This window comes from Acetivibrio mesophilus, assembly GCF_004102745.1.
In the GTDB taxonomy this organism is placed as follows: domain Bacteria; phylum Bacillota; class Clostridia; order Acetivibrionales; family Acetivibrionaceae; genus Hungateiclostridium; species Hungateiclostridium mesophilum.
The window spans coordinates 1-20453 of the sequence record NZ_RLII01000031.1 but is presented as its reverse complement, the minus strand read 5'-3'; the positions used below and the strand labels follow the sequence as shown (position 1 = coordinate 20453).

At 39.4% G+C, this 20453-nt stretch carries 17 protein-coding genes; 1 reads left to right on the top strand and 16 read right to left on the bottom strand.

Annotation, left to right across the window (positions count from 1 at the left end; all coding sequences use genetic code 11):
- Positions 1 to 6: 6 nt before the first annotated feature.
- From remA to spoIIP, 13 genes are all read right to left on the bottom strand, one after another.
- On the bottom strand, positions 7 to 282 hold the full coding sequence (gene remA / locus EFD62_RS15255) for an extracellular matrix/biofilm regulator RemA (protein ID WP_069193227.1): 276 nt from the start codon (positions 280 to 282) through the stop codon (positions 7 to 9).
- Positions 283 to 299: 17 nt separating this feature from the next.
- Positions 300 to 1187 (bottom strand): YicC/YloC family endoribonuclease, encoded by an 888-nt coding sequence (locus EFD62_RS15250; RefSeq protein WP_069193226.1) that lies wholly within the window; start codon positions 1185 to 1187, stop codon positions 300 to 302.
- Between the two features lie 246 nt (positions 1188 to 1433).
- Positions 1434 to 1805 carry a response regulator gene (locus tag EFD62_RS15245; protein WP_069193225.1) on the bottom strand — a complete coding sequence of 124 codons (372 nt, stop codon included), beginning with the start codon at positions 1803 to 1805 and terminating at the stop codon, positions 1434 to 1436.
- Entirely contained in the window at positions 1802 to 2545 is a 744-nt protein-coding gene (locus EFD62_RS15240) for a 16S rRNA (uracil(1498)-N(3))-methyltransferase (RefSeq protein ID WP_069193224.1), read from the bottom strand. Before EFD62_RS15240 ends, EFD62_RS15245 begins: the two co-directional genes overlap by 4 nt.
- Positions 2527 to 3468 (bottom strand): 50S ribosomal protein L11 methyltransferase, encoded by a 942-nt coding sequence (gene prmA / locus EFD62_RS15235; protein WP_128706411.1) that lies wholly within the window; start codon positions 3466 to 3468, stop codon positions 2527 to 2529. Before prmA ends, EFD62_RS15240 begins: the two co-directional genes overlap by 19 nt.
- 17 nt (positions 3469 to 3485) lie before the next feature.
- Positions 3486 to 4634: a molecular chaperone DnaJ gene (gene dnaJ, locus EFD62_RS15230; protein WP_069193222.1), complete on the bottom strand. Its 1149-nt coding sequence runs from the start codon at positions 4632 to 4634 to the stop codon at positions 3486 to 3488.
- A gap of 169 nt (positions 4635 to 4803) precedes the next feature.
- Complete coding sequence (gene dnaK / locus EFD62_RS15225; RefSeq protein ID WP_069193221.1) at positions 4804 to 6630, bottom strand: molecular chaperone DnaK; 1827 nt, start codon at positions 6628 to 6630, stop codon at positions 4804 to 4806.
- Between the two features lie 88 nt (positions 6631 to 6718).
- Positions 6719 to 7324, bottom strand: a complete 606-nt coding sequence (gene grpE / locus EFD62_RS15220; RefSeq protein ID WP_069193220.1) for a nucleotide exchange factor GrpE — start codon at positions 7322 to 7324, stop codon at positions 6719 to 6721.
- Between the two features lie 101 nt (positions 7325 to 7425).
- Positions 7426 to 8481, bottom strand: a complete 1056-nt coding sequence (hrcA, locus tag EFD62_RS15215) for a heat-inducible transcriptional repressor HrcA (RefSeq protein WP_069193219.1) — start codon at positions 8479 to 8481, stop codon at positions 7426 to 7428.
- Positions 8482 to 8624: 143 nt separating this feature from the next.
- A complete protein-coding gene (gene hemW, locus EFD62_RS15210) occupies positions 8625 to 9767 on the bottom strand; it encodes a radical SAM family heme chaperone HemW (RefSeq protein ID WP_069193218.1) in 1143 nt (380 codons plus the stop codon).
- A 20-nt stretch (positions 9768 to 9787) separates the two neighbouring features.
- Positions 9788 to 11599, bottom strand: coding sequence for a translation elongation factor 4 (gene lepA, locus EFD62_RS15205; protein ID WP_069193217.1), 1812 nt, complete (start codon positions 11597 to 11599; stop codon positions 9788 to 9790).
- Between the two features lie 174 nt (positions 11600 to 11773).
- Positions 11774 to 12055 carry a hypothetical protein gene (locus EFD62_RS15200; RefSeq protein ID WP_069193216.1) on the bottom strand — a complete coding sequence of 94 codons (282 nt, stop codon included), beginning with the start codon at positions 12053 to 12055 and terminating at the stop codon, positions 11774 to 11776.
- A 78-nt stretch (positions 12056 to 12133) separates the two neighbouring features.
- Positions 12134 to 13411 carry a stage II sporulation protein P gene (gene spoIIP, locus EFD62_RS15195; RefSeq protein ID WP_128706410.1) on the bottom strand — a complete coding sequence of 426 codons (1278 nt, stop codon included), beginning with the start codon at positions 13409 to 13411 and terminating at the stop codon, positions 12134 to 12136.
- 391 nt (positions 13412 to 13802) lie between these two features.
- Between spoIIP and EFD62_RS15190 the strand changes: the two genes are divergently transcribed.
- Positions 13803 to 14012: a hypothetical protein gene (locus EFD62_RS15190; protein ID WP_069193214.1), complete on the top strand. Its 210-nt coding sequence runs from the start codon at positions 13803 to 13805 to the stop codon at positions 14010 to 14012.
- Positions 14013 to 14097: 85 nt separating this feature from the next.
- On the opposite strand, the gene EFD62_RS15185 is transcribed toward EFD62_RS15190, so the two are convergent.
- The 3 genes from EFD62_RS15185 to cheB form a co-directional block, all read right to left on the bottom strand.
- Positions 14098 to 18399, bottom strand: coding sequence for a 2-hydroxyacyl-CoA dehydratase (locus EFD62_RS15185; RefSeq protein ID WP_069193213.1), 4302 nt, complete (start codon positions 18397 to 18399; stop codon positions 14098 to 14100).
- Between the two features lie 245 nt (positions 18400 to 18644).
- Positions 18645 to 19220 (bottom strand): signal peptidase I, encoded by a 576-nt coding sequence (gene lepB / locus EFD62_RS15180; protein WP_069193212.1) that lies wholly within the window; start codon positions 19218 to 19220, stop codon positions 18645 to 18647.
- A 268-nt stretch (positions 19221 to 19488) separates the two neighbouring features.
- Positions 19489 to 20453 (bottom strand): chemotaxis-specific protein-glutamate methyltransferase CheB (cheB, locus tag EFD62_RS15175; protein WP_128706409.1); only part of this gene is annotated, 965 nt, incomplete at its 5' end.

Genomic DNA, 20453 nt, shown 5'->3' with positions numbered 1-20453 from the left:
CCACCCCTATTCTTCAATTTCTTCCTCTACTTCAACTTCCTCCGCTTCCTTTGTATTCAGCCTGTGCGCTACTGTTTCAGGCTGAACGGCCGATAAAATTATATGATCGCTGTCTGTTATAATTACAGCTCTGGTTCTTCTGCCATAAGTAGCATCTACAAGCATGCCTCTCTCCCGGGCTTCCTGTATTATCCTCTTTATCGGTGCGGACTCCGGACTAACAATAGCAACCAACCTGTTTGCCGATACAATATTACCAAAACCGATATTTATAAGTTTCATTAAATCTTCCTCCCACATTACTCGATATTTTGTATCTGCTCTCTGATTTTTTCCAATTCACTCTTAATCTCTACAACATTCTGGGTTATACTTAAGTCATTCGCTTTAGATCCTATGGTATTAATTTCCCTGTTCATTTCCTGAAGCAGAAAATCCAATTTTCTTCCGACTGGCTGGTCGGACTGAGTATTATTAAGGGTCTGCCTCAGCTGGTTTATATGGCTTCCAAGTCTAACCAACTCCTCATCAATGTTGCATCTATCGGCAAAAATGGCAACTTCCATAGCCATGCGATTCTCATCTATCACCTGTTGTTCCAATATTTCCTTTATCCTGTTTTCAAGTTTACACTTATATTCTTTTACAACTTCGGGTGCTCTTATGCTTATTTCTTGAACAACTTTTTCAATAACATCCGCCCTTTCAAGCAAATCATTTCTCAAGCCTTCGCCCTCTACCTGCCTCATATTAATCAACGCGTCGAGCGCATGACTTAGAGCCTCAGAAAGAAGACCCCAAATTTTGTCCTCATCCTGTTCGGATTTTTCTACTTTTAGGATATCGGGAAACTTTGCTATGAGAGATACAGATATGTCATCTTTCAAGCCATATTTATCCCTCAAATGCTCTACACTTTTAATATATGTTCTGGCAAGTCCTTCATCAATAAGGATATTTTTTGACTCCTCACTAAAGTCATCATAGCTGATAAAGACATCAACCTTCCCCCGTGAAACACTTTTTCCTACTACTTCCCTTACCTTTTCTTCAAGAAAAGATATCTGTCTTGGTAATTTTATATAAATATCACAATATCTATGGTTTACGGTCTTAATCTCAACAAGAAACTCCCTGCCGTCAGCCTGAGATTTTCCTCTCCCGAAACCCGTCATACTTCTTATCATAAATCTGCCATCCTCTTCATGGATTTTTCATGTATTTATTCACTTCGTATTATAACATAATTTTAGACAATTAAAAGGCTTTTCCTTTAATTTTTATATGTTTTTTCGTATTATCTCCTATTTGCTTAATCAACACAAAATCTATCCGCCATACTTTAATTCATTAAAACAGGGTGCTTCTATATGCACCCCCCGTATCCTCACCAAATCCACCGTTATTCATATTTTAATCAGTCCATCGAAATTTCAGATGGCCAACACATTGCTGATGGCCTGTAATACTCTGCTTTTTTCAAAAGGTTTTACCACAAAGTCCTTTGCCCCCAGCTTTATTGCATCAATAACCATTGACTGCTGGCCCATTGCCGAAACCATAATAATCTTGGTGTCCGGACTGTATTTTAATATCTCCTTTACAGCAGTAATACCATCCATATCCGGCATTGTTATATCAAGGGTCATAATGTCCGGCTTATAAACCTGTGCTTTTTCAATTGCCTCAATTCCATTTGCCCCTTCTGCCACTACCTTGTATGACTCAACTTCTTCAATTATTTTCTTTAGCAATGTACGCATAAAAACCGCATCGTCAACAACAACAAACTTCAGGTTATTCATGTACCCACATCCCCCAGTTCATACATTAGTATTGACAAAACAGCAATCCCGGCAGTTTCGGTTCGCAATATTCTAGGACCCAATGTCACTGGCTGTACGCCACAAGAGACAGCTGCTTCAATTTCCTTTTCCGTAAAGCCCCCCTCCGGTCCAATAAATACAGATACTTTTCCTACAGAGGAGCTATTTGCAAGAACTTGCTTCAATTTTGTTCCAGCCTCTTTTTCATAGGGTATCAGAGAAAGAGAGCTTCCTTTTGCAGCATCTAAAGCCTCCCTAAAGCCCAGTGGAAATCCTACTTTAGGAATAATCCCTCTATTGCACTGTTTGGCTGCTTCCATGGATATCTTATTCCATCGTTCACATTTTTTATCCCCACTCTTCCTGTCTGTCTTCACAACAGTCCTTTCGGTAATAACAGGAATAATTTCATTAATACCCAACTCCACAGCCTTCTGTATAATAAAATCCATTTTATCGGATTTTGGCAGTCCTTGAAAAAGAGTAATCTGAATAGGAGGTTCGGTACAATTCTTCACTGATTCAATGATTCTGGTTTTTACCATAGCATCTTCAATCTTTACTATTTCAACCAGATGGTCCGTTCCTTCCCCATCACATGCAATTATTCTGTCCCCATTGCCTAACCTGAGTACTTTTTTAATATGGTTATAATCTTCCCCGGATATATTGATCGAATCACAAGATACGTCATTTTTCCTCACAAAGAATCTAGGCATCTTAAAACAATCGCCACCCATTCTCCTAGCTCAATAATTTCCTCACACTTAAACCCTTTTTTTAGACACTCATCCAATACTTCCTGCTTTCTTTCTTGTATAATTCCCGATGCAATGAGAAAGCCATCTTTTTTCAAATAGTATGGTATGCTTGAGGATATGTCAATTATAACACTGGCTATAATATTGGCAACGACAATATCCCTTTTTTCCTTTGAAATATCATCCAAAACACCTTTAAAGGCAAAGACATTATCGACTCTATTAATTTCGAGGTTCTCTTTTGTCACCTTTACTGCCACCTCATCAATGTCTACGGCAGTTATTTCCGCTGCTCCCAGTTTACTCGCTATAATTGACAGAATACCTGTACCGCAGCCAACATCGATAACTCTGTCACCGTCCTTTACATACTTATCAAGCAAAGTAGCACACATTTTGGTCGTTTCATGGGTGCCGGTGCCAAAAGCCATCCCCGGGTTCATTTCTATAATTATTTCATCTTCTTTATTATCGTAATTTTCCCAAGAAGGCTTAACAACCAATCTATCTGTAAGGTGAAAAGGTTTGTAATACTTCTTCCATGAAGTGCTCCAATCTTCTTCATCCATTTCAGAATATCCGCAGTACCCTTCACCTACATTCAAAAACCCGCCGATAAAATCAAGCTTTTCTTTTATTAGCGAAACAAGTTCTGATATATTAGTTTCACCCGGAAAGTATGCTTTTATAATCACATCCTCGCCCAGTGAATTTAAAAATTCATCATCGGCATAGTCCAGTGAATTGGGCTTTAGCGCTTCTCGCCTAATATCGTTGGGGTCTTCAATGGCAACCCCTCCTGCTCCAATTGAAGTCAGCATATAGGATATGGCATCATATGCTTCCTCGGTTGTTTTTATCCTGATTTCAATCCATTTCACAATTTTTTCCTCCAATACTACATTCCTAATGCATCCTTCATTTTATCAAAAAAGCCTTTTCTCTGTTCGTGGACCTCGTCGCCCACCAATTCAGCAAACTGCCTTAGAACTTCCTTTTGTTTTTCATTCAGCTTCTTTGGCACCTCAATATTTACCTTTACATATTGATCTCCTCTGCCGCCGCCTCTCAAGAAAGGTATACCCTTACCTTTAAGCTTAAATACAGATCCGGTCTGAGTCCCCTCAGGAACTACACATTTTTCTTTTCCATCCAGTGTCGGAACTTCAATCTCAGCTCCTAACGCTGCTTGGGTAAAGGTTATAGGAATATCACAGTTAATGTCATTGCCCTGTCTCTTGAAAATAGGGTGTGGCTTCACCCTGATGGATATGAAAAGGTCCCCGGCTGGCCCACCCTTAACTCCATGCTCTCCTTCGCCTCTTATTGATATAGTCTGTCCGTTATCAATTCCGGCGGGTATTGTCACCTGCAGCTTGGTATTTTTTCTTACCCTTCCTTTACCGCTACAAGTTTCGCAGGGTTGTGTAATGATTTTACCCTCACCATGGCAAACATCACAGGTTTTTATATTCACAAACTGTCCAAAAGGTGTCCTCTGCTTATATTGCACCTGTCCTGAGCCGTTGCAATTCTTACATGTCACAGGCTGATGACCTGCTTTTGCTCCAGAACCGTTGCATGTATGACATACCTCCATCCTGTTCACCGAAACCTCTTTTTTTGTACCAAAAGCCGCTTCTTCAAAGCTGATTTCCATGGAGTACTTCAAATCTGCACCCTTTTGTGGACCGTTTCTCGCACCAGAGGTTCTGGTTCCAAATCCTCCTCCGAAAAATGTCTCAAAAATATCTCCAAAACCACCAAAATCAAAATCGCCAAAGCCACCGCCAAAACCTCCTGCCCCAAAACCGTTAGGGTCAGTTCCGGCATGACCAAACTGGTCATATCGTGCTCTTTTCTGCGAATCACTCAAAACCTCATAGGCTTCGTTAACTTCCTTAAACTTTGCTTCGGCGGACTTATCACCGGGATTCATATCGGGGTGATACTGCTTAGCAAGCTTCCTATAAGCTTTTTTTATATCTGCATCGGATGCACTTTTGTCAACACCAAGGACCTCATAGTAATCCCTTTTGCCTGCCATCCAACCAACTCCTCCATATCATATATATAAATTTCAAATATCTCCAAGTCTTCTTTCAGATTATACCACACCATAATATATGACTGCAATAAAACTGAATTTAAAGAGCCAAAGCCATATTCATGACTTTGGCCTCATCCTCTTTTGTAATTTACTAGAGAACATTAAATTATTTGTCGTCATCCACTACCTTGTACTCGGCATCATACACATTTTCCTGGCCTCCGTCAGCTGCTCCCGCACCTGGCTCTGCACCGGCTGCCTGATTCTGTTGGTATATCTTTGATGATATATCGTAAAATGCCTGTTGCAACCCTTCTGTTGCAGTCTTAATTGCTTCGGTATCTGTTCCCTTTAATACTTCCTTAACCTTCTCAATTTCTCCTTCAATCTTTGATTTATCTTCACTACTAAGCTTATCCCCCAACTCTTTCAATGTCTTTTCGGATTGGAAAATCATAGCTTCAGCATTATTCCTTATCTCTACACTCTCTTTTCTCTTTTTGTCCTCTTCTTCGAACTTCTTAGCTTCATTTACGGCCTTCTCGATTTCGGAATCCGACAGGTTTGTAGAAGCAGTTATGGTTATGTTCTGCTCTTTTCCTGTGCCAAGATCCTTTGCAGAAACATGCACAATACCGTTGGCATCAATATCAAAGGATACTTCAATTTGAGGTACACCCTTTGGTGCTGGCGGTATACCGTCAAGGTTGAATTCTCCTAAAAGCTTATTGTCAGCAGCCATAGCTCTCTCACCTTGGAATACCCTTACGGTAACAGCTGTCTGTCCATCTGCCGCAGTTGAGAAAATCTGACTTTTCTTTGTTGGTATTGTAGTATTCCTTTCAATAAGCTTTGTAAATACTCCACCTAAGGTCTCAATTCCGAGAGAAAGAGGAGTTACATCAAGAAGCAGAAGGTCTTTAACTTCTCCTGTAAGCACCCCTGCTTGAATAGCTGCTCCCACGGCAACACATTCGTCAGGGTTTATTCCCTTGAAAGGTTCCTTGCCGAAATATTTTTTAACAGCTTCCTGTACAGCCGGTATTCTTGTAGAACCACCAACCAGAAGAATCTTATCTATTTTATTCGGTGAAAGTCCTGCGTCATCCATAGCCTTTCTTGTAGGCACCATTGTTTTTTCCACCAGATCTGCTGTCAACTCATCGAATTTTGCTCTTGTCAATGTAGTGTCAAGATGCTTCGGTCCTGTTGCATCCGCTGTAATAAACGGCAGGTTTATATTTGTTGTAGTAACTCCAGAAAGCTCAATTTTAGCCTTTTCAGCCGCTTCCTTCAGTCTCTGCATCGCCATTTTGTCATTTTTCAGGTCAATACCGTTTTCTCTTTTGAAGGTATCTACCAAGAAGTCTATTATTCTTTCATCAAAGTCGTCTCCACCCAGTTTGTTGTTACCGCTTGTGGCAAGCACTTCAAAAACTCCGTCTCCAATTTCCAGTATGGATACGTCAAAGGTACCTCCGCCAAGGTCAAACACAAGAATTTTTTGATCGGTTTCCTTATCAAGCCCATAGGCCAAAGCTGCAGCTGTAGGCTCGTTGATTATTCTTAATACTTCCAAACCTGCAATCTTACCGGCATCCTTTGTAGCCTGCCTTTGGGAATCGCTGAAATATGCCGGCACTGTTATTACCGCTTGGGAAACCTTCTCACCAAGATAGGCCTCAGCATCGGCTTTTATTTTTTGAAGAACCATTGCCGAAATTTCCTGGGGAGTATAATCCTTATCATCAATTTTTACTTTTCTATCGGTTCCCATATCCCTTTTAATGGAGATAATAGTCCTCTCAGGGTTTGTTATAGCCTGTCTTTTAGCTACCTGACCCACAAGTCTTTCATTTGTTTTTGAAAAAGCTACTACGGAAGGTGTAGTCCTTGCACCCTCGGTATTTGGAATTACAACAGGTTCTCCTCCTTCCATAACAGCAACACATGAGTTTGTCGTACCAAGATCTATACCAATAACTTTTGCCATAAATATGCCTCCTCCTTAATTATATACTCAAATAACTTCTATAGTTAATGTCCAAAAACACCAGTAGAATACTCTACTTGATGTACCATCAGTTTGCCACCTTTACCATACTGTATCTTATTACCTTGTCCTTTAATATATATCCTTTCTGGAATTCCTCAATAACGACGTTTTCGCCAAATTCGGAATCTTCGATATGCATAACCGCATTATGTAGGTTTGGGTCGAACTTTTCGCCCAGAGCCTTTATCTCTTCAACACCGAGATTCTTCATGACCTCCTTAAACTGGCGGTGAACCAATTCTATACCATCCTTAAGGGATTGAAAGTCAGCATCATTTGCCGATGCCTGAAGTGCCCTCTCTATATTGTCAACTACCGGCAAAAAAGACGCGACTGAATCACTGACGGCATCAGTATAAATAGCTCCCTTTTCTTTTGCAGTTCTCTTTTTGTAATTATCAAACTCGGCTGCAGTCCTCTGCAACATATTAAAGTACTCTTCACATTGCTTTGTCTTTTCTTCCAGCTGACTTTTTAGTTTATCGATTTCTTGGTTTACAGCAGCTTCTCCAACAGTTTTTTGAGCGGTTTCTTCGTTATCTATCACCTCTTCACAAACTATTTCTTCATCTTTACTTTGGTTATTGTCCTGCTTAATATCATTGTTGATTTCTTTTTCGTTTTTCTTCAAGATCGTATAACCCTCCCTATAATTTCTTTTTACTTTTATTTTAAATAGGCTCGATTGCTCCAACACCGCATTTCATTATTGCGAGGCAGTCTTAAAGGAATTTATGTTCTTCCCGGATCTTTTCCTATCAGTTTTTCTACTTCTTCCTGCATCTTTTTTTTCATAAAATTTACAGCCGCCAGAACTTTCGAATACTCCATCCTTGTAGGGCCAATAATTCCTATCGTACCTATTACAAGATTGCCTGCAGTATACGTGGTAGTAACAAGGCTGCAATCCCTCATTTCTTCAATATCGTTTTCCTTTCCTATCTTAATGACAACACCGTCATTATCTACACTGATATCTTTTAATACTCTACTAATCAAATCCTTTTCAACCATAAGGTTAAGAAACTCTCTTGCCCGGTCAACATCGCTGAATTCAGGATAATTCAGCATATTTATTGCACCTTCAAGGAAAACCTCTGCGCTATCTATCTGCTCTATACAATCAATTACACCATTTAGTATAGGCATCAACACTTCTTGAGAAGACCCTATAAGAATCTCTATTTCCCTTATAATCGGTAAGTTTATCTGTTCTATTGTAAGCCCTGACAATTTTTCATTAAAAATATTTGAAACGGAAATCAAGAATTCCGGCAGAACCGTCTCCGATATCTTTATGAGACTATTCTTTACAGTTCCTGCATTGGTAATAACGATAACAAGGGCTTTTCCCCTTTCTACAGGAACAACCTGTACAGCCTTTAGAACGCTGTTTTTCCTCTCCGGTATAGCAGCCATTGAGGTATATTTTGTAATTCTTGACATAATTACTGATACCTGCTTTAAAAGCTGGCTCAGCTCATTTATTTTAGTCTCCATTGCAGACTTAATGCTGTAAATTTCTTCAACAGTCAATTCACTTTGTCTCATCAACTGGTCAACATAAAATCTGTATCCCTTATCGGAAGGAATACGTCCCGCAGAAGTATGAGGTTGTGTGAGATAACCCATTTCCTCCAAGTCAGCCATTTCATTCCTGATAGTGGCCGAACTTAGACCAAGCTCATGCTTCCTTGCAACAGTTCTTGAACCTACAGGCTCTGCAGTGCTAATATAATCATCAATTATAGATTGCAGAATCTTCTTTTTTCTATCGTCCAAGAACATCCTTCTCACCCCTTTTGTTAGCACTCTAGCTCGTTGAGTGCTAATACTATCTTTAAAATACCACCCTATCTTTCTTTTGTCAAGATATTTTTGTGGATATTATTTGCTTTTACATGAAAGGATATTCTTCTTTAGAAATCAAATCAAACAAACTCCATAAAGGCCTGATTTGCAAGATCAAACCCCAATTTGGTAAGCTTTACAGATCCCTTTTCAATCCCGATAAGTCCTCTTTTTACAAGGCTTTCTATCTGGCTTCCGAATACCTCCAAAACATCCTCCCCAAACCTTTCTTCAAACTCCCTGATACTCACTCCGTCAACAAGTCTCAACCCCAGCATCATAAATTCGGAAATCTCATCTTTTCTTTCGACAGCAATCCGATTTTCTACAGGCAGTCTGCCGGAATTTATTATTCTCACATAATCATCAATATTATAAATATTGTTAAATCTATGACCGTTTAAATAGGAATGGGCCCCAGCCCCAATACCTATATACTCTTGTTCTTTCCAATAAATCAGATTGTGGGCGCACTCAAAGCCTTCTTTTGAAAAGTTGGATATCTCATAGTGCTTATAACCTAAGGTATTCAACTTTTCTACGGCATACCAGTACATTTTCCTGTCAAGTTCGTCCTCAACAGGAGTCAACTCACCCTTAGAATACCTTGTGCCAAAAACCGTTCCATCTTCGATGATGAGGCTGTAACAGGATAAATGCCGAGGTTTTAGTTCTGTCACCTTATTTATAGTCTCCATCCAATCCTCAAAACTTTGCCCTGGGATTGCAAAAATGAGATCCACATTTATATTGTCAAACCCCGCCTTCACCGCAAGATGATAACTCTCTTCAAATTCCTCTGCCGTGTGAATCCTCCCCAGACTTTTAAGCAGATGATTTTGCGACGCCTGAAGCCCCATGCTTAGTCGATTTAATCCCGCTTGCCTGTATGTCAAAAGCTTTTCTAAATCCACAGTTCCGGGATTGGTCTCAATGGTAAGCTCAAAGCAGTTGTCCATATCAAACCTTTGCTTTAGCAACGAAACAATTTCATATATATTATGTGCATCAATGTATGAAGGTGTTCCCCCTCCGATAAATACCGTCTTTACTTTGTATCCTTTGACAATGTCCGAATAGCGGCAAATTTCCTTTTTCAGGGCATTAAAATATGCAGGGACGAAATCATCCCTGCACGCAAAGGAATTAAAATCACAGTACAGGCACTTTGCTTTGCAAAACGGTATGTGAATATATATTCCCAAATTCTTTTCATTAAACATTACAACACCATCTCTATTATTTAAGAATCAAGCTTGAGGACACTCATAAATGCCTCCTGCGGCACCTCAACGCTTCCTATCTGACGCATACGCTTTTTACCTTCTTTCTGTTTTTCCAGAAGCTTTCTCTTACGAGATATGTCTCCTCCATAACACTTTGCAAGAACGTCTTTTCTGTATGCCTTAACAGTCTCCCTGGCAATTATTTTGCCACCGATGCATGCCTGTATCGGTATTTCAAATTGCTGCCTTGGAATAGTGTCCTTAAGTTTTTCCGCAATCCTTCTACCTCTCGAATATGCCTTGTCCTTATGAACTATAAAGGACAGAGCATCGACAATATCTCCATTTAGAACAATATCCAGCTTAACTAGCTCTGACTCTCTATAACCAAGAATCTCATAGTCCAATGAAGCATAGCCCTTTGTCCTTGATTTTAAGGTGTCAAAGAAGTCGTAAATAATTTCGTTGAGGGGCATCTCATAAGTAAGTATAACTCTTCCTTCGTCAATATAGGACATGTCCTTGTAGATGCCCCTTCTTTCCTGGGACAATTCCATTATGTTTCCCACAAACTCCGTAGGAGTCATTATAGTCGCCTTTACAATAGGCTCTTCCATAATCTCTATTTCCGCTGTCGGCGGTAAATTGGTCGGATTGTCTATAAGTATGGTCTCCCCATCAGTCTTCGTAATTTTGTATATAACACTGGGAGCAGTAGTTACAAGGTCAAAATCATACTCTCTTTCCAGACGCTCCTGAATTATTTCCATATGAAGCAATCCCAAAAAGCCGCACCTAAAACCAAATCCTAGAGCTACTGAAGATTCGGGTTCAAAAGTGAGGGATGCATCATTTAACTGCAGCTTTTCCAATGCATCGCGAAGATCTCCGTATTTGGAACCGTCTGCAGGGTAAATTCCGCAGAATACCATAGGATTTACTTTCTTATATCCGGGCAGAGGCTCCTTTGCAGGGTTATCGGCCAGTGTAACCGTATCACCAACTCTAGTATCTTTTACGTTCTTGATGCTTGCGGCAAAATAACCTACATCACCGGCACGAAGCTCCGAGCAGGGAACAAGTCCTCCAGGCTTCATATAACCAATCTCGGTAACCAAAAACTCCTTATTGGTGTACATCATCTTGACCTCATCGCCTACTTTGAGACTGCCTTCTTTCACTCTGATATATACAATAACACCCTTATAGCTGTCATAATACGAATCGAATATAAGTGCACGAAGGGGTGCATTCTCTTCTGCATCAGGATGTGGAACGTTCTTTACCACGCTTTCCAGTACCGCTTCGATATTAAGCCCGTTTTTAGCCGATATAAGAGGTGCTTCGCTGGCATCCAGCCCTATTACATCCTCTATCTCCTTTTTTACTACATCAGGCTGGGCACTGGGCAAATCAATTTTGTTGATTACCGGTAAAATCTCGAGATTGTGCTCCAATGCAAGATATACATTGGCCAATGTCTGGGCCTCTATTCCCTGAGCAGCATCAACAACAAGTATTGCCCCCTCGCATGCCGCAAGGCTTCTGGAAACTTCATAGTTAAAATCCACATGCCCGGGAGTATCTATAAGGTTAAGAATATATTCCTCCCCGTCCTTTGCCTTATATACCATTCTCACGGCTTGAGCTTTTATTGTTATGCCCCGCTCACGCTCAATATCCATTGTGTCTAAAATCTGGTCTTCCATCTCCCTCTTGGTAAGGACACCGGTCTTCTCCAGCAATCTATCTGCAAGGGTTGATTTCCCGTGATCAATATGAGCAATAATGCAAAAATTTCTTATCTTCTTTTGTCTTTCACTTGCCATTTATTCATCCTCCTGCCAAATTAAGGAAGTCTCTTATATCCTGAGTAGTCACATAAATTATCAGCATATAATTATAACACAATTTTTTGGTGAACAGAAGATTTTTTTCGGCAGGCATAGAACTTTATTTGAAACTTCCTTATAATATTATTAATTTTATAATGCTATTAATTTTTAAAATACCTGGGATAGCCAATTTTTAAGCCTATTAATGTCTTCTCTTATATACTTTACATTTATATAAATATCCTCATTAAGGAACTTTACGTTATAATGGCTGTCTCCGTGAGGTGTTATAGAAAACATTCCTAGGCCGTTTTTCCTATTCATAAGGTTATTCATAGAACTGTCCGCGATAAATATTCCCGAAAACAAAAATAAAAATGAAAATATAATGGCAAGCCTGCACCTTCTTCTTGCATTTCTTATGTACCTATACTTTTCTAACCTATTCATTAATAAGTCCTTTCTGTCTGAATTTAATTTGCAAATATCATTAGAAAAACTTATTAATTATTATTCCCATAACCTTCTTTATTTATTATTAATGACCTCATTAAGTGCTTCAGCAAAATATTTTGAACTTTCCAAACATTCATTAATTGTATTGCCGTCACCACCAATTTCAACAATCAAAGAGTTATTGGAAAGATGCTGATTGTATCGATAACGGCTCATATAAATGGGTCTTGTGATACCGGGATACTTCTCATTAAGCTTTTGCTGAAGCTTAATTGCAAATTTCAAATTCTCCCGCCAATTAGGATGCTCTAGTCCCGTCGCATCTGTCCCTACCACAAACATTATTTTTGCCACATCCTTATCATTAACCCGGGTTGCTACTCTAAGTTTTTTATCATCCAATCCGTCCCTGTGGATATCCAAAACTACTTTTATTGAAGGATAGCTCTTTAAAATATTGTTTGCTGTATTAAGGGACCTTCCGTAAGCGCCTGTATCCGACGGCTGGTTGTGAACAGTGGCATTATGAATCACTTCAATACCGTATTTCTTCCTTAATGTCTGGGCAAGCTCCTCCCCCACTCTTACCACATTGTATCTGTTATCGGTAGTTCTGCTGGGAATTCCACTTTTGTCCAATTCGCTAAGCTCTTTAATAAAGCCTTCTGTGGTATGAGTATGGTATATCAGGACCTTGGGCCCTTTTTTGTCAAAGTTGATGTTCAACGGTTCGTTAAGAAGCTTATCAATATCAATCTCATAGTCAATGTCGTGACTATTGATTGCTATTTTCTCTGCTGTAACGGTAGTGGTACTCTCGGGAGCACTTTTTCTATCCAACTCATTTATGTTGTATGTTATGCTGCTGGCAGGATATGTAGGTTCAGGGACACTACTGCCCAGGTCTTTCTTATTGGCACCCTTATCCTCAGGGGTTTCCAGCTCTGCCACATAGAAATACGGCTCACTGTTCTGATTTTTCGCCAACTGTCTTTGATATTCACCGGTATAATAGCTGTAGAATATCGGCGACTGTGCACTCATAATGGTGACAGGATTACTGAGATCGAAATAGAAAACCGTATTAATAATTTCTTTTATCTGTCCTGAAATCGAGAAACTTATATTGCCACTGTTGTAAATGGTATCAATTATAGGCATTGAAACATTGAGGGTTGACCGGAAGGTTTCAACATCGATTTTTCCGATAATCTTTTTATCGGATCTGTAGAGGGTATCTCCTGCAATTATCCCAATCTTTATTGCTCCGATTGAAAGTATCACTACAAGGGCAATTTTAAGCAACTTGCTAAAATCAAACTTTCTTTTTCTCAAACCGTATCCTTTCATCTTATCCTCCGTTAATCATATGGTTTTTAGTATTGAACAGCATAAATATCTATCACATATTGATTATATTCATGAAAAGATTTTTAATGATAACTATTGATTTTTATCCACAAAAAATATATAATGGTAATATAGTCTAGGAATATGTAAACGAATTGATTCCAATCTTGATTTTCTCAATGTAATTTTGTATAAAAATTGTGTTTTTTCTTTTGTTTTATTGTCATTTATTAAATATTGCGGTCGTTAGCTTTAAATATCATAAAGTTCGTTTTAAAATTTTAATTATCTGTGTTAAGGGACCTAAAAGCAATGCCCTTTTCATTTTTTTCTAATTATGCCCTAAATTCTTTGAAATACACAATCAACATACTTACAAGGAGGTATACCTATGTATAACTTTAAAACATTAATTTGCTACAATTGCAAGTCCGTCATGCTGAACCTTCCTGAAGTGGAAATCTCAAAGCTAAATGGACTGAACTTTATGTGTGAATGCTGCGGCCATCAGAATCTTCTCACAAAGAACAAGTTTTCAAAGAGTATGGATGCCAATGACCCCTATCTCAATATTCTGAGCGTAGACAGAATGATTCTGTGATTGGATGCCTGATTGCGACTTTACATAAAAAAACTACTTTGGTCATGCCAAAGTAGTTTTTTAATGCAATTACTCGCAGGTTCTTTTACACATAGGTCTTAATTTTTTCGTCTTTCCTCTCATAATCACGTATACTTTCTTCAGTTTTTGAATCCGAGGCATTCTTTTGGAGATTCTTAAATGCCACCGACAGCATCAGTTTTATCCTGTTGAGCTGATTTACCTCGCTTGCTCCCGGGTCATAATCGACAGCAACAATATTCGAATCGGGGTACCGCCTCTTCAATTCCTTAATCATTCCCTTTCCGGTAACATGATTTGGAAGACATGCAAAAGGCTGCATACATACTATATTTTTTGCACCACTCTTTATGAGCTCTATCATTTCCGCTGTCAAGAACCACCCTTCACCCGTATGATTGCCTATTGACAAAACTTCCGATGCCATATCCGCAAGCTCATATATCGTGCAGGGAGCATGAAAGCGTTTGCTTTGGTTGAGTGCTTTTCTCATGGTCTTCCTATAGAACTCAATTCCCGCAATTGCCGCATTATTAATCATGCAGTCAATCTTTTTGCCGGACAAGTGGGAGTATCTAAAGTTTTGGTTGTAAGCACAGTACAGTAAGAAATCGGTTAGATCCGGCATTACTGCCTCCGCTCCTTCTCTTTCAATAATATCAACAATGTTGTTATTTGCCTGAGGGTGGAATTTCACCAAAATCTCGCCTACCAATCCTACCTTAGGCTTTTCTACTCCGCAAATATCCAGATTGTCAAAATCTTCTACTATCTTTCTAATATTTTCATTAAACTTTCTATGACTTCCCGATCTTACAGACTCTTTGCATTTCTCCACCCAGGACTCATAAAGAGAATTGGCAGATCCTTTTACTCTTTCATAGGGCCTTACTCTATACAACACTCTCATAAGAAGGTCTCCGTAAACGACTGCCATAAGAGCTTTGTTTATAAGCCCTAAATTAATCTTGAATCCTGGACTTTTTTCAAGTCCAGCAAAATTTAGGGATATTACCGGAATATGGGATAAACCTGAATCCTTCAGAGCTTTCCTGATAAACCCAATATAGTTTGTAGCTCTGCACCCCCCAGCTGTCTGCGTTATCATAAGTGAGGTGTTGTTCAAGTCATATTCTCCCGACTTCAGTGCCTCCATTAATTGTCCCACTACCATTATCGAAGGATAGCATGCATCATTGTTTACATACTTTAACCCTTCATCAACCGCCTTCTTATCAACGGAAGGTAGTACTTTCAAGTTATATCCCGATACATTAAAGGCTTCTTCTAAAAATTGGAAATGTATAGGAGACATCTGCGGTACCAATATGGTATGATTTTTCCTCATTTCCTCAGTAAATAAAACCTTCCTGCAGCTTGCATCGCCTTTTCTTAACGTAAAACCATTTTTATCCCTTTCATCCATTGCGGCCTTTAAAGAACGTATACGTATCTTTGCCGCACCAAGATTATCAATCTCATCTATCTTCAAAACCGTATATATTTTTTCACTACTAGCCAGTATTTCCTCCACCTGATCCGTAGTTACGGCATCAAGACCACAACCAAAGGAATTTAGCTGCACCAGCTCAAGATTGCTTCTTTCCTTCACAAAGCTTGCGGCTCTGTAGAGTCTTGAATGGTACGTCCATTGGTCGACAACCCTCAAAGGATGCTGAATGCTACCCAAATGAGCTATTGCGTCCTCTGTAAGAACTGCCATTCCAAAGCTTGTAATAATATTAGGAATCCCATGATTGATTTCCGGGTCAATATGATAGGGACGTCCAGCAAGGACAATACCCTTTTTGCCACTCTTTTCAAGGTATTCCAGCGTTTCCTCTCCCTTTTGCCTTAATTCCATCTTAACTTTTTCGTCCTCTGCTACAGCCTTTTCTACAGCCTGCTTTATCTCGGACCAGCTGATGTCAAATCTCTTAAACTCTTCATGCAATCTCTTCGCAAGCCTTTTCTTATCATCAAATGGCAAGAAAGGATTCATAAATAATATATTCTGCTCTTTTAAGACATCCATGTTGTTCTTAATAACTTCCGGATAGGATGTCACCATAGGGCAGTTATAGTGATTGGTGCAATCTTCGTACTCTTTTATTTCGTAAGGCAGACATGGATAGAAAATCATGTCCACATTCTTATTTATCAGGTTCATTATATGCCCATGGACAATCTTAGCAGGATAACACGCAGACTCCGACGGTATTGTCTCCATTCCCAGCTCATATATCCTTTTTGAAGATCTGGCAGAAAGCTCCACCCTAAACCCTAGCTCCGTAAAAAACGTAAACCAGAAAGGATAATTTTCGTACATATTAAGCACCCTTGGGATGCCTACAGTACCCCTTGAAGCTTCCTTCCTGTCCAATGGTTTGTATGAGAATGTACGCCTGTACTTGTAATCAAAAAGGTTGGGAATATCATCCCGCGTCTTCTCAATTCCTGCTCCCTTTTCACATCTGTTCCCCGAGATAAACTCCTTGCCGCCGGCAAAAGTGTTTATGGTAAGGAGACAATTGTTGCCGCACAAGCCACATCTTCTCATTGATACATCAATATTAAAGCTATTTAGCTCATTAGCTTTCAAAATAGTGCTTACATGTCCGTCTTCATATCTTTCTTTTGCAATGAGGGCTACTCCATAAGCTCCCATGAGTCCTGCAATGTCAGGTCTTACCGCTTCCTTGCCGGCTATCAGCTCAAAGCTTCTTAATACCGCATCATTATAAAAGGTACCGCCCTGAACTATTACCTTTTCTCCCAGCTCCTTCGGGTCCCTGATCTTGATAACCTTCTGGAGGGCATTTTTTATAACGGAGTATGAGAGCCCTGCCGATATATCCCCAACAGATGCCCCCTCTTTTTGGGCCTGCTTTACCCTTGAATTCATAAATACAGTACACCGAGACCCAAGGTCCACCGGCATTTTAGCCAGAAGGGCCTCATTTGCAAAATCTTTCACATCCATATTCAGTGAATGGGCAAAGGTCTCAATAAACGATCCACAACCGGAAGAACATGCCTCGTTTAGCATAATACTGTCAATTACACCACTTTTTACTCTGAGACATTTCATATCCTGGCCGCCGATATCCAATATAAACTCAACCCCCGGCAAAACAGCATCAGCTGCTTTGTAGTGGGCTATCGTCTCAATCTCACCTATATCAATGTCAAGGGCTGTCTTTATAAGTCCTTCTCCATAGCCTGTAACAGCAGAATTGGCAATTTTAGCTGTATTCGGAAGCTGTCCGTAAATCTCTTTTAATATTTTTACTGCTGATTTTAAAGGACTCCCATTGTTGCTCCCGTAATATGAATACAAAATAGCTCCATCCTCATCTACCAGCACTGCCTTAGTGGTTGTCGAACCGGCATCTATGCCAAGAAAGCACTTTCCTTCAAAGCTCTTTATATCACGCTTTGGTATAGCACTTTTTTGATGTCTGGCGCGAAAGTCCTCCAGCTCCTTGCTGTCCCTAAACAAAGGCTCAAGCCTTTCCACTTCGTGCACTGTTACACTGTCCAAAACCGAGAGCTTTTCTTCGAGCGATTTAAAAGCTATCACTTTGGAGTTTTTCGAAGACAAGGCGGCTCCCAAAGCAACATAAAGCTGTGCATTGGACGGTGAAATAATCTGATGCTTTTCAAGCTTCAAAGTCTCAACAAACCTGACCCTAAGCTCCGATAAAAACTGTAGCGGCCCTCCTAAGAACGCAACATTACCCCTAATCGGCTTACCGCATGCCAGCCCACTTATTGTCTGATTTACCACCGACTGAAAAATAGATGCGGCTATATCTTCTCGTGAAGCCCCTTCATTTATGAGGGGTTGTATATCCGTTTTTGCGAAAACTCCACACCTTGCCGCAATAGGATAGATAACCTTATAGTTTTTTGCCAGCTCGTTAAGGCCTGTCGCATCGGTTTTTAGAAGAGATGCCATCTGATCAATAAACGCACCGGTTCCACCTGCGCAGGTCCCGTTCATTCTCTGCTCAATGCCGCCGTCAAAATATGTTATCTTTGCATCCTCTCCACCCAACTCGATCACAACATCAGTCTGGGGGATAAAGCTCTCTATGGCTTTAGTGCTTGCAATAACCTCTTGAATGAAATCAAGTCCCAACCATTCGGAAACCGAAATACCTCCGGAGCCCGTAACCATTATTGTTATGTCGTCATCGGAAAAAAGTCCGTAAGCTTCACTAAGGAGAGAATATATTGTTTTCTTTATGTCCGAATAATGCCTTTCATATTTACTGAATATAATACTGTCTTGTTTGTCAAGTACAACCAGCTTTACAGTGGTCGATCCAACATCCAATCCTATATGCAATAGTCTTTTCATAGTAAACGTAGCTTAATAACAGCTACTTTCACGCCCCTTTCAATCTACACCTCAACCCTGGAAATAAATAAATCTAAACTCATCTTTTCAAAACCATATATACATAAAATTAGTGATAAAATCTCTTTCTATTAAATAACCAATACTATTGTATTATTAAATAAATTTTATATTTAGTAAATGGTTTTTTTATCTAATCCATTTAGAAGATGTTAATATTATCATATATCCAATAAGTTATCTTATCATTTAAGAGTACCTATGTCGGTAAAAGGGAAAAACCTAAATATAGCCTTTCCTCCAACATTTTTTATATCTATAGTTCCAAATGTCCTACTGTCCTTGCTTTGTCCCGGCAGTCTGTTGTCCCCCAATACATATATATGTCCGTCGGGGACACTAAGTTCACTGTATTTTACGTTAACTTGCAAAGTTCCTTGTGCATCAACGTTGATATAATCTTCTTCAAGAACTTCACCATTAACATATACTTTTCCGTCACGAATTTCCACCTTGTCGCCTTCCAAACCAATAACTCTCTTAATCAAAGGCTTTCTATCGGAATCCAATCCGGGATAATCATTTATAGTAACAATATCTCCTCTTTTCAGCCAACCAAATCTGGGGCTGATTTTCTCAATTATAAGACGGTCACCATCATGAAGTGTCGTCTCCATTGAACTGCCATTTACAATGGTTATCTGCGCAACAAAAGTTACAATAAATAAACCTATCAGCACCGCAATTATTATATGGCCTGCCCAATCTAAAGCTTCTCTTATATACTGATTCGTTTTCGTAATTATTCCTCCCCTGCTCATATATAGTTTATGACCCATTTACGCCAATTACATTATTATTTCAAAAAATACTGTATTATTAAATTGTATATAATTTGATGTAATTTTTCAAGTGACGATATTACTTTATACACGGCTAACGCATGAATATTATCTAAACCAAGATTTATTAACTCTGGTTCATCAGGAGTGGATGCAAAATAGGGGTGACATGATTGAAACCGGAGATAAGATTACTCAGATTATGAAACGCACTCTAATTATTTTCCAAGACTATCTGCCATTCATTTCAGATATAGAGCATTATTCTATTAAAAATATTTGATAAAGGCACTTGAACATCTGCAAGCCCTGCCTCATAAACCACCTTAGGCATACCATATACAACGCAGGATTCCTCTGCCTCGACAATTATCCGTCCGTTATATTTTTTTACCGACTCACACCCAACAAGTCCATCATTCCCCATCCCTGTGAGAATAACCGACAGCAATCTTTCTTTATAAATAGGTGCTGCTGAATCTAAAGTTACATTAATAGATGGTTTGTAAACCGATTCAACGAACGGGCAGTCTTCTATCCTCAAAGCTATCGAACCATCTGTTTTTTTATCAAGGAAGGTTTGGTAGCCTGCTGGAGCTATGTAAATATTGCCAGCCTCAAGAATATCTCCGTCCTCAGCTTCTTTCACACGTAAATTACAAATAGTATCAAAACGTTCAGCCAATGGTTTCGTAAACCCTGGCGGCATATGCTGTAGAACAACAATAGGTACACGAGTCTCTTTCGGGAAACGAGGGAGAATGGATTGTAACGCAGAAGGTCCTCCCGTAGAACACCCTATTATTAATAAATCAGCCAATCCCGATTTTGCTTCAATCGAATCTTCAGGCATATTTAAGATGTTTTCAAGAATTTCGGATACATTTCTAGAATTAGATTTCTCTTCCTTTTCCTCAATTACAGATTTTCTTGCTTTTTGGGCGATAGCTTTTAACCTATCTAAAAATTCCTTTATTATTTCCGGCTTTACATTCTCTTCCAGTAATACTCTCTTTAAATAGAAGTCTGCAGCCCCCGCCTCCAAAGCCTGAAAAGTTATTTCAGAATCCTTACCGATTCCATTGCTCAACATTACAACAGGAACAGGGCAGTTATTCATAATCTCCTTTAACGCAGTCATGCCATCCATTTCAGGCATCTCTATATCCATTGTCACAATGTCAGGCTTTAGCCTCTGTACTTTTTCTATCG

Coding starts and splice junctions, on each gene's coding strand:
- remA (WP_069193227.1), bottom strand. CDS start 282: ATGAAACTTATAAATATCGGTTTTGGTAATATTGTATCGGCAAACAGG.
- EFD62_RS15250 (WP_069193226.1), bottom strand. CDS start 1,187: ATGATAAGAAGTATGACGGGTTTCGGGAGAGGAAAATCTCAGGCTGAC.
- EFD62_RS15245 (WP_069193225.1), bottom strand. CDS start 1,805: ATGAATAACCTGAAGTTTGTTGTTGTTGACGATGCGGTTTTTATGCGT.
- EFD62_RS15240 (WP_069193224.1), bottom strand. CDS start 2,545: ATGCCTAGATTCTTTGTGAGGAAAAATGACGTATCTTGTGATTCGATC.
- dnaJ (WP_069193222.1), bottom strand. CDS start 4,634: ATGGCAGGCAAAAGGGATTACTATGAGGTCCTTGGTGTTGACAAAAGT.
- dnaK (WP_069193221.1), bottom strand. CDS start 6,630: ATGGCAAAAGTTATTGGTATAGATCTTGGTACGACAAACTCATGTGTT.
- hrcA (WP_069193219.1), bottom strand. CDS start 8,481: ATGTTCTTGGACGATAGAAAAAAGAAGATTCTGCAATCTATAATTGAT.
- hemW (WP_069193218.1), bottom strand. CDS start 9,767: ATGTTTAATGAAAAGAATTTGGGAATATATATTCACATACCGTTTTGC.
- lepA (WP_069193217.1), bottom strand. CDS start 11,599: ATGGCAAGTGAAAGACAAAAGAAGATAAGAAATTTTTGCATTATTGCT.
- EFD62_RS15200 (WP_069193216.1), bottom strand. CDS start 12,055: ATGAATAGGTTAGAAAAGTATAGGTACATAAGAAATGCAAGAAGAAGG.
- spoIIP (WP_128706410.1), bottom strand. CDS start 13,411: ATGAAAGGATACGGTTTGAGAAAAAGAAAGTTTGATTTTAGCAAGTTG.
- EFD62_RS15190 (WP_069193214.1), top strand. CDS start 13,803: ATGTATAACTTTAAAACATTAATTTGCTACAATTGCAAGTCCGTCATG.
- EFD62_RS15185 (WP_069193213.1), bottom strand. CDS start 18,399: ATGAAAAGACTATTGCATATAGGATTGGATGTTGGATCGACCACTGTA.
- lepB (WP_069193212.1), bottom strand. CDS start 19,220: ATGAGCAGGGGAGGAATAATTACGAAAACGAATCAGTATATAAGAGAA.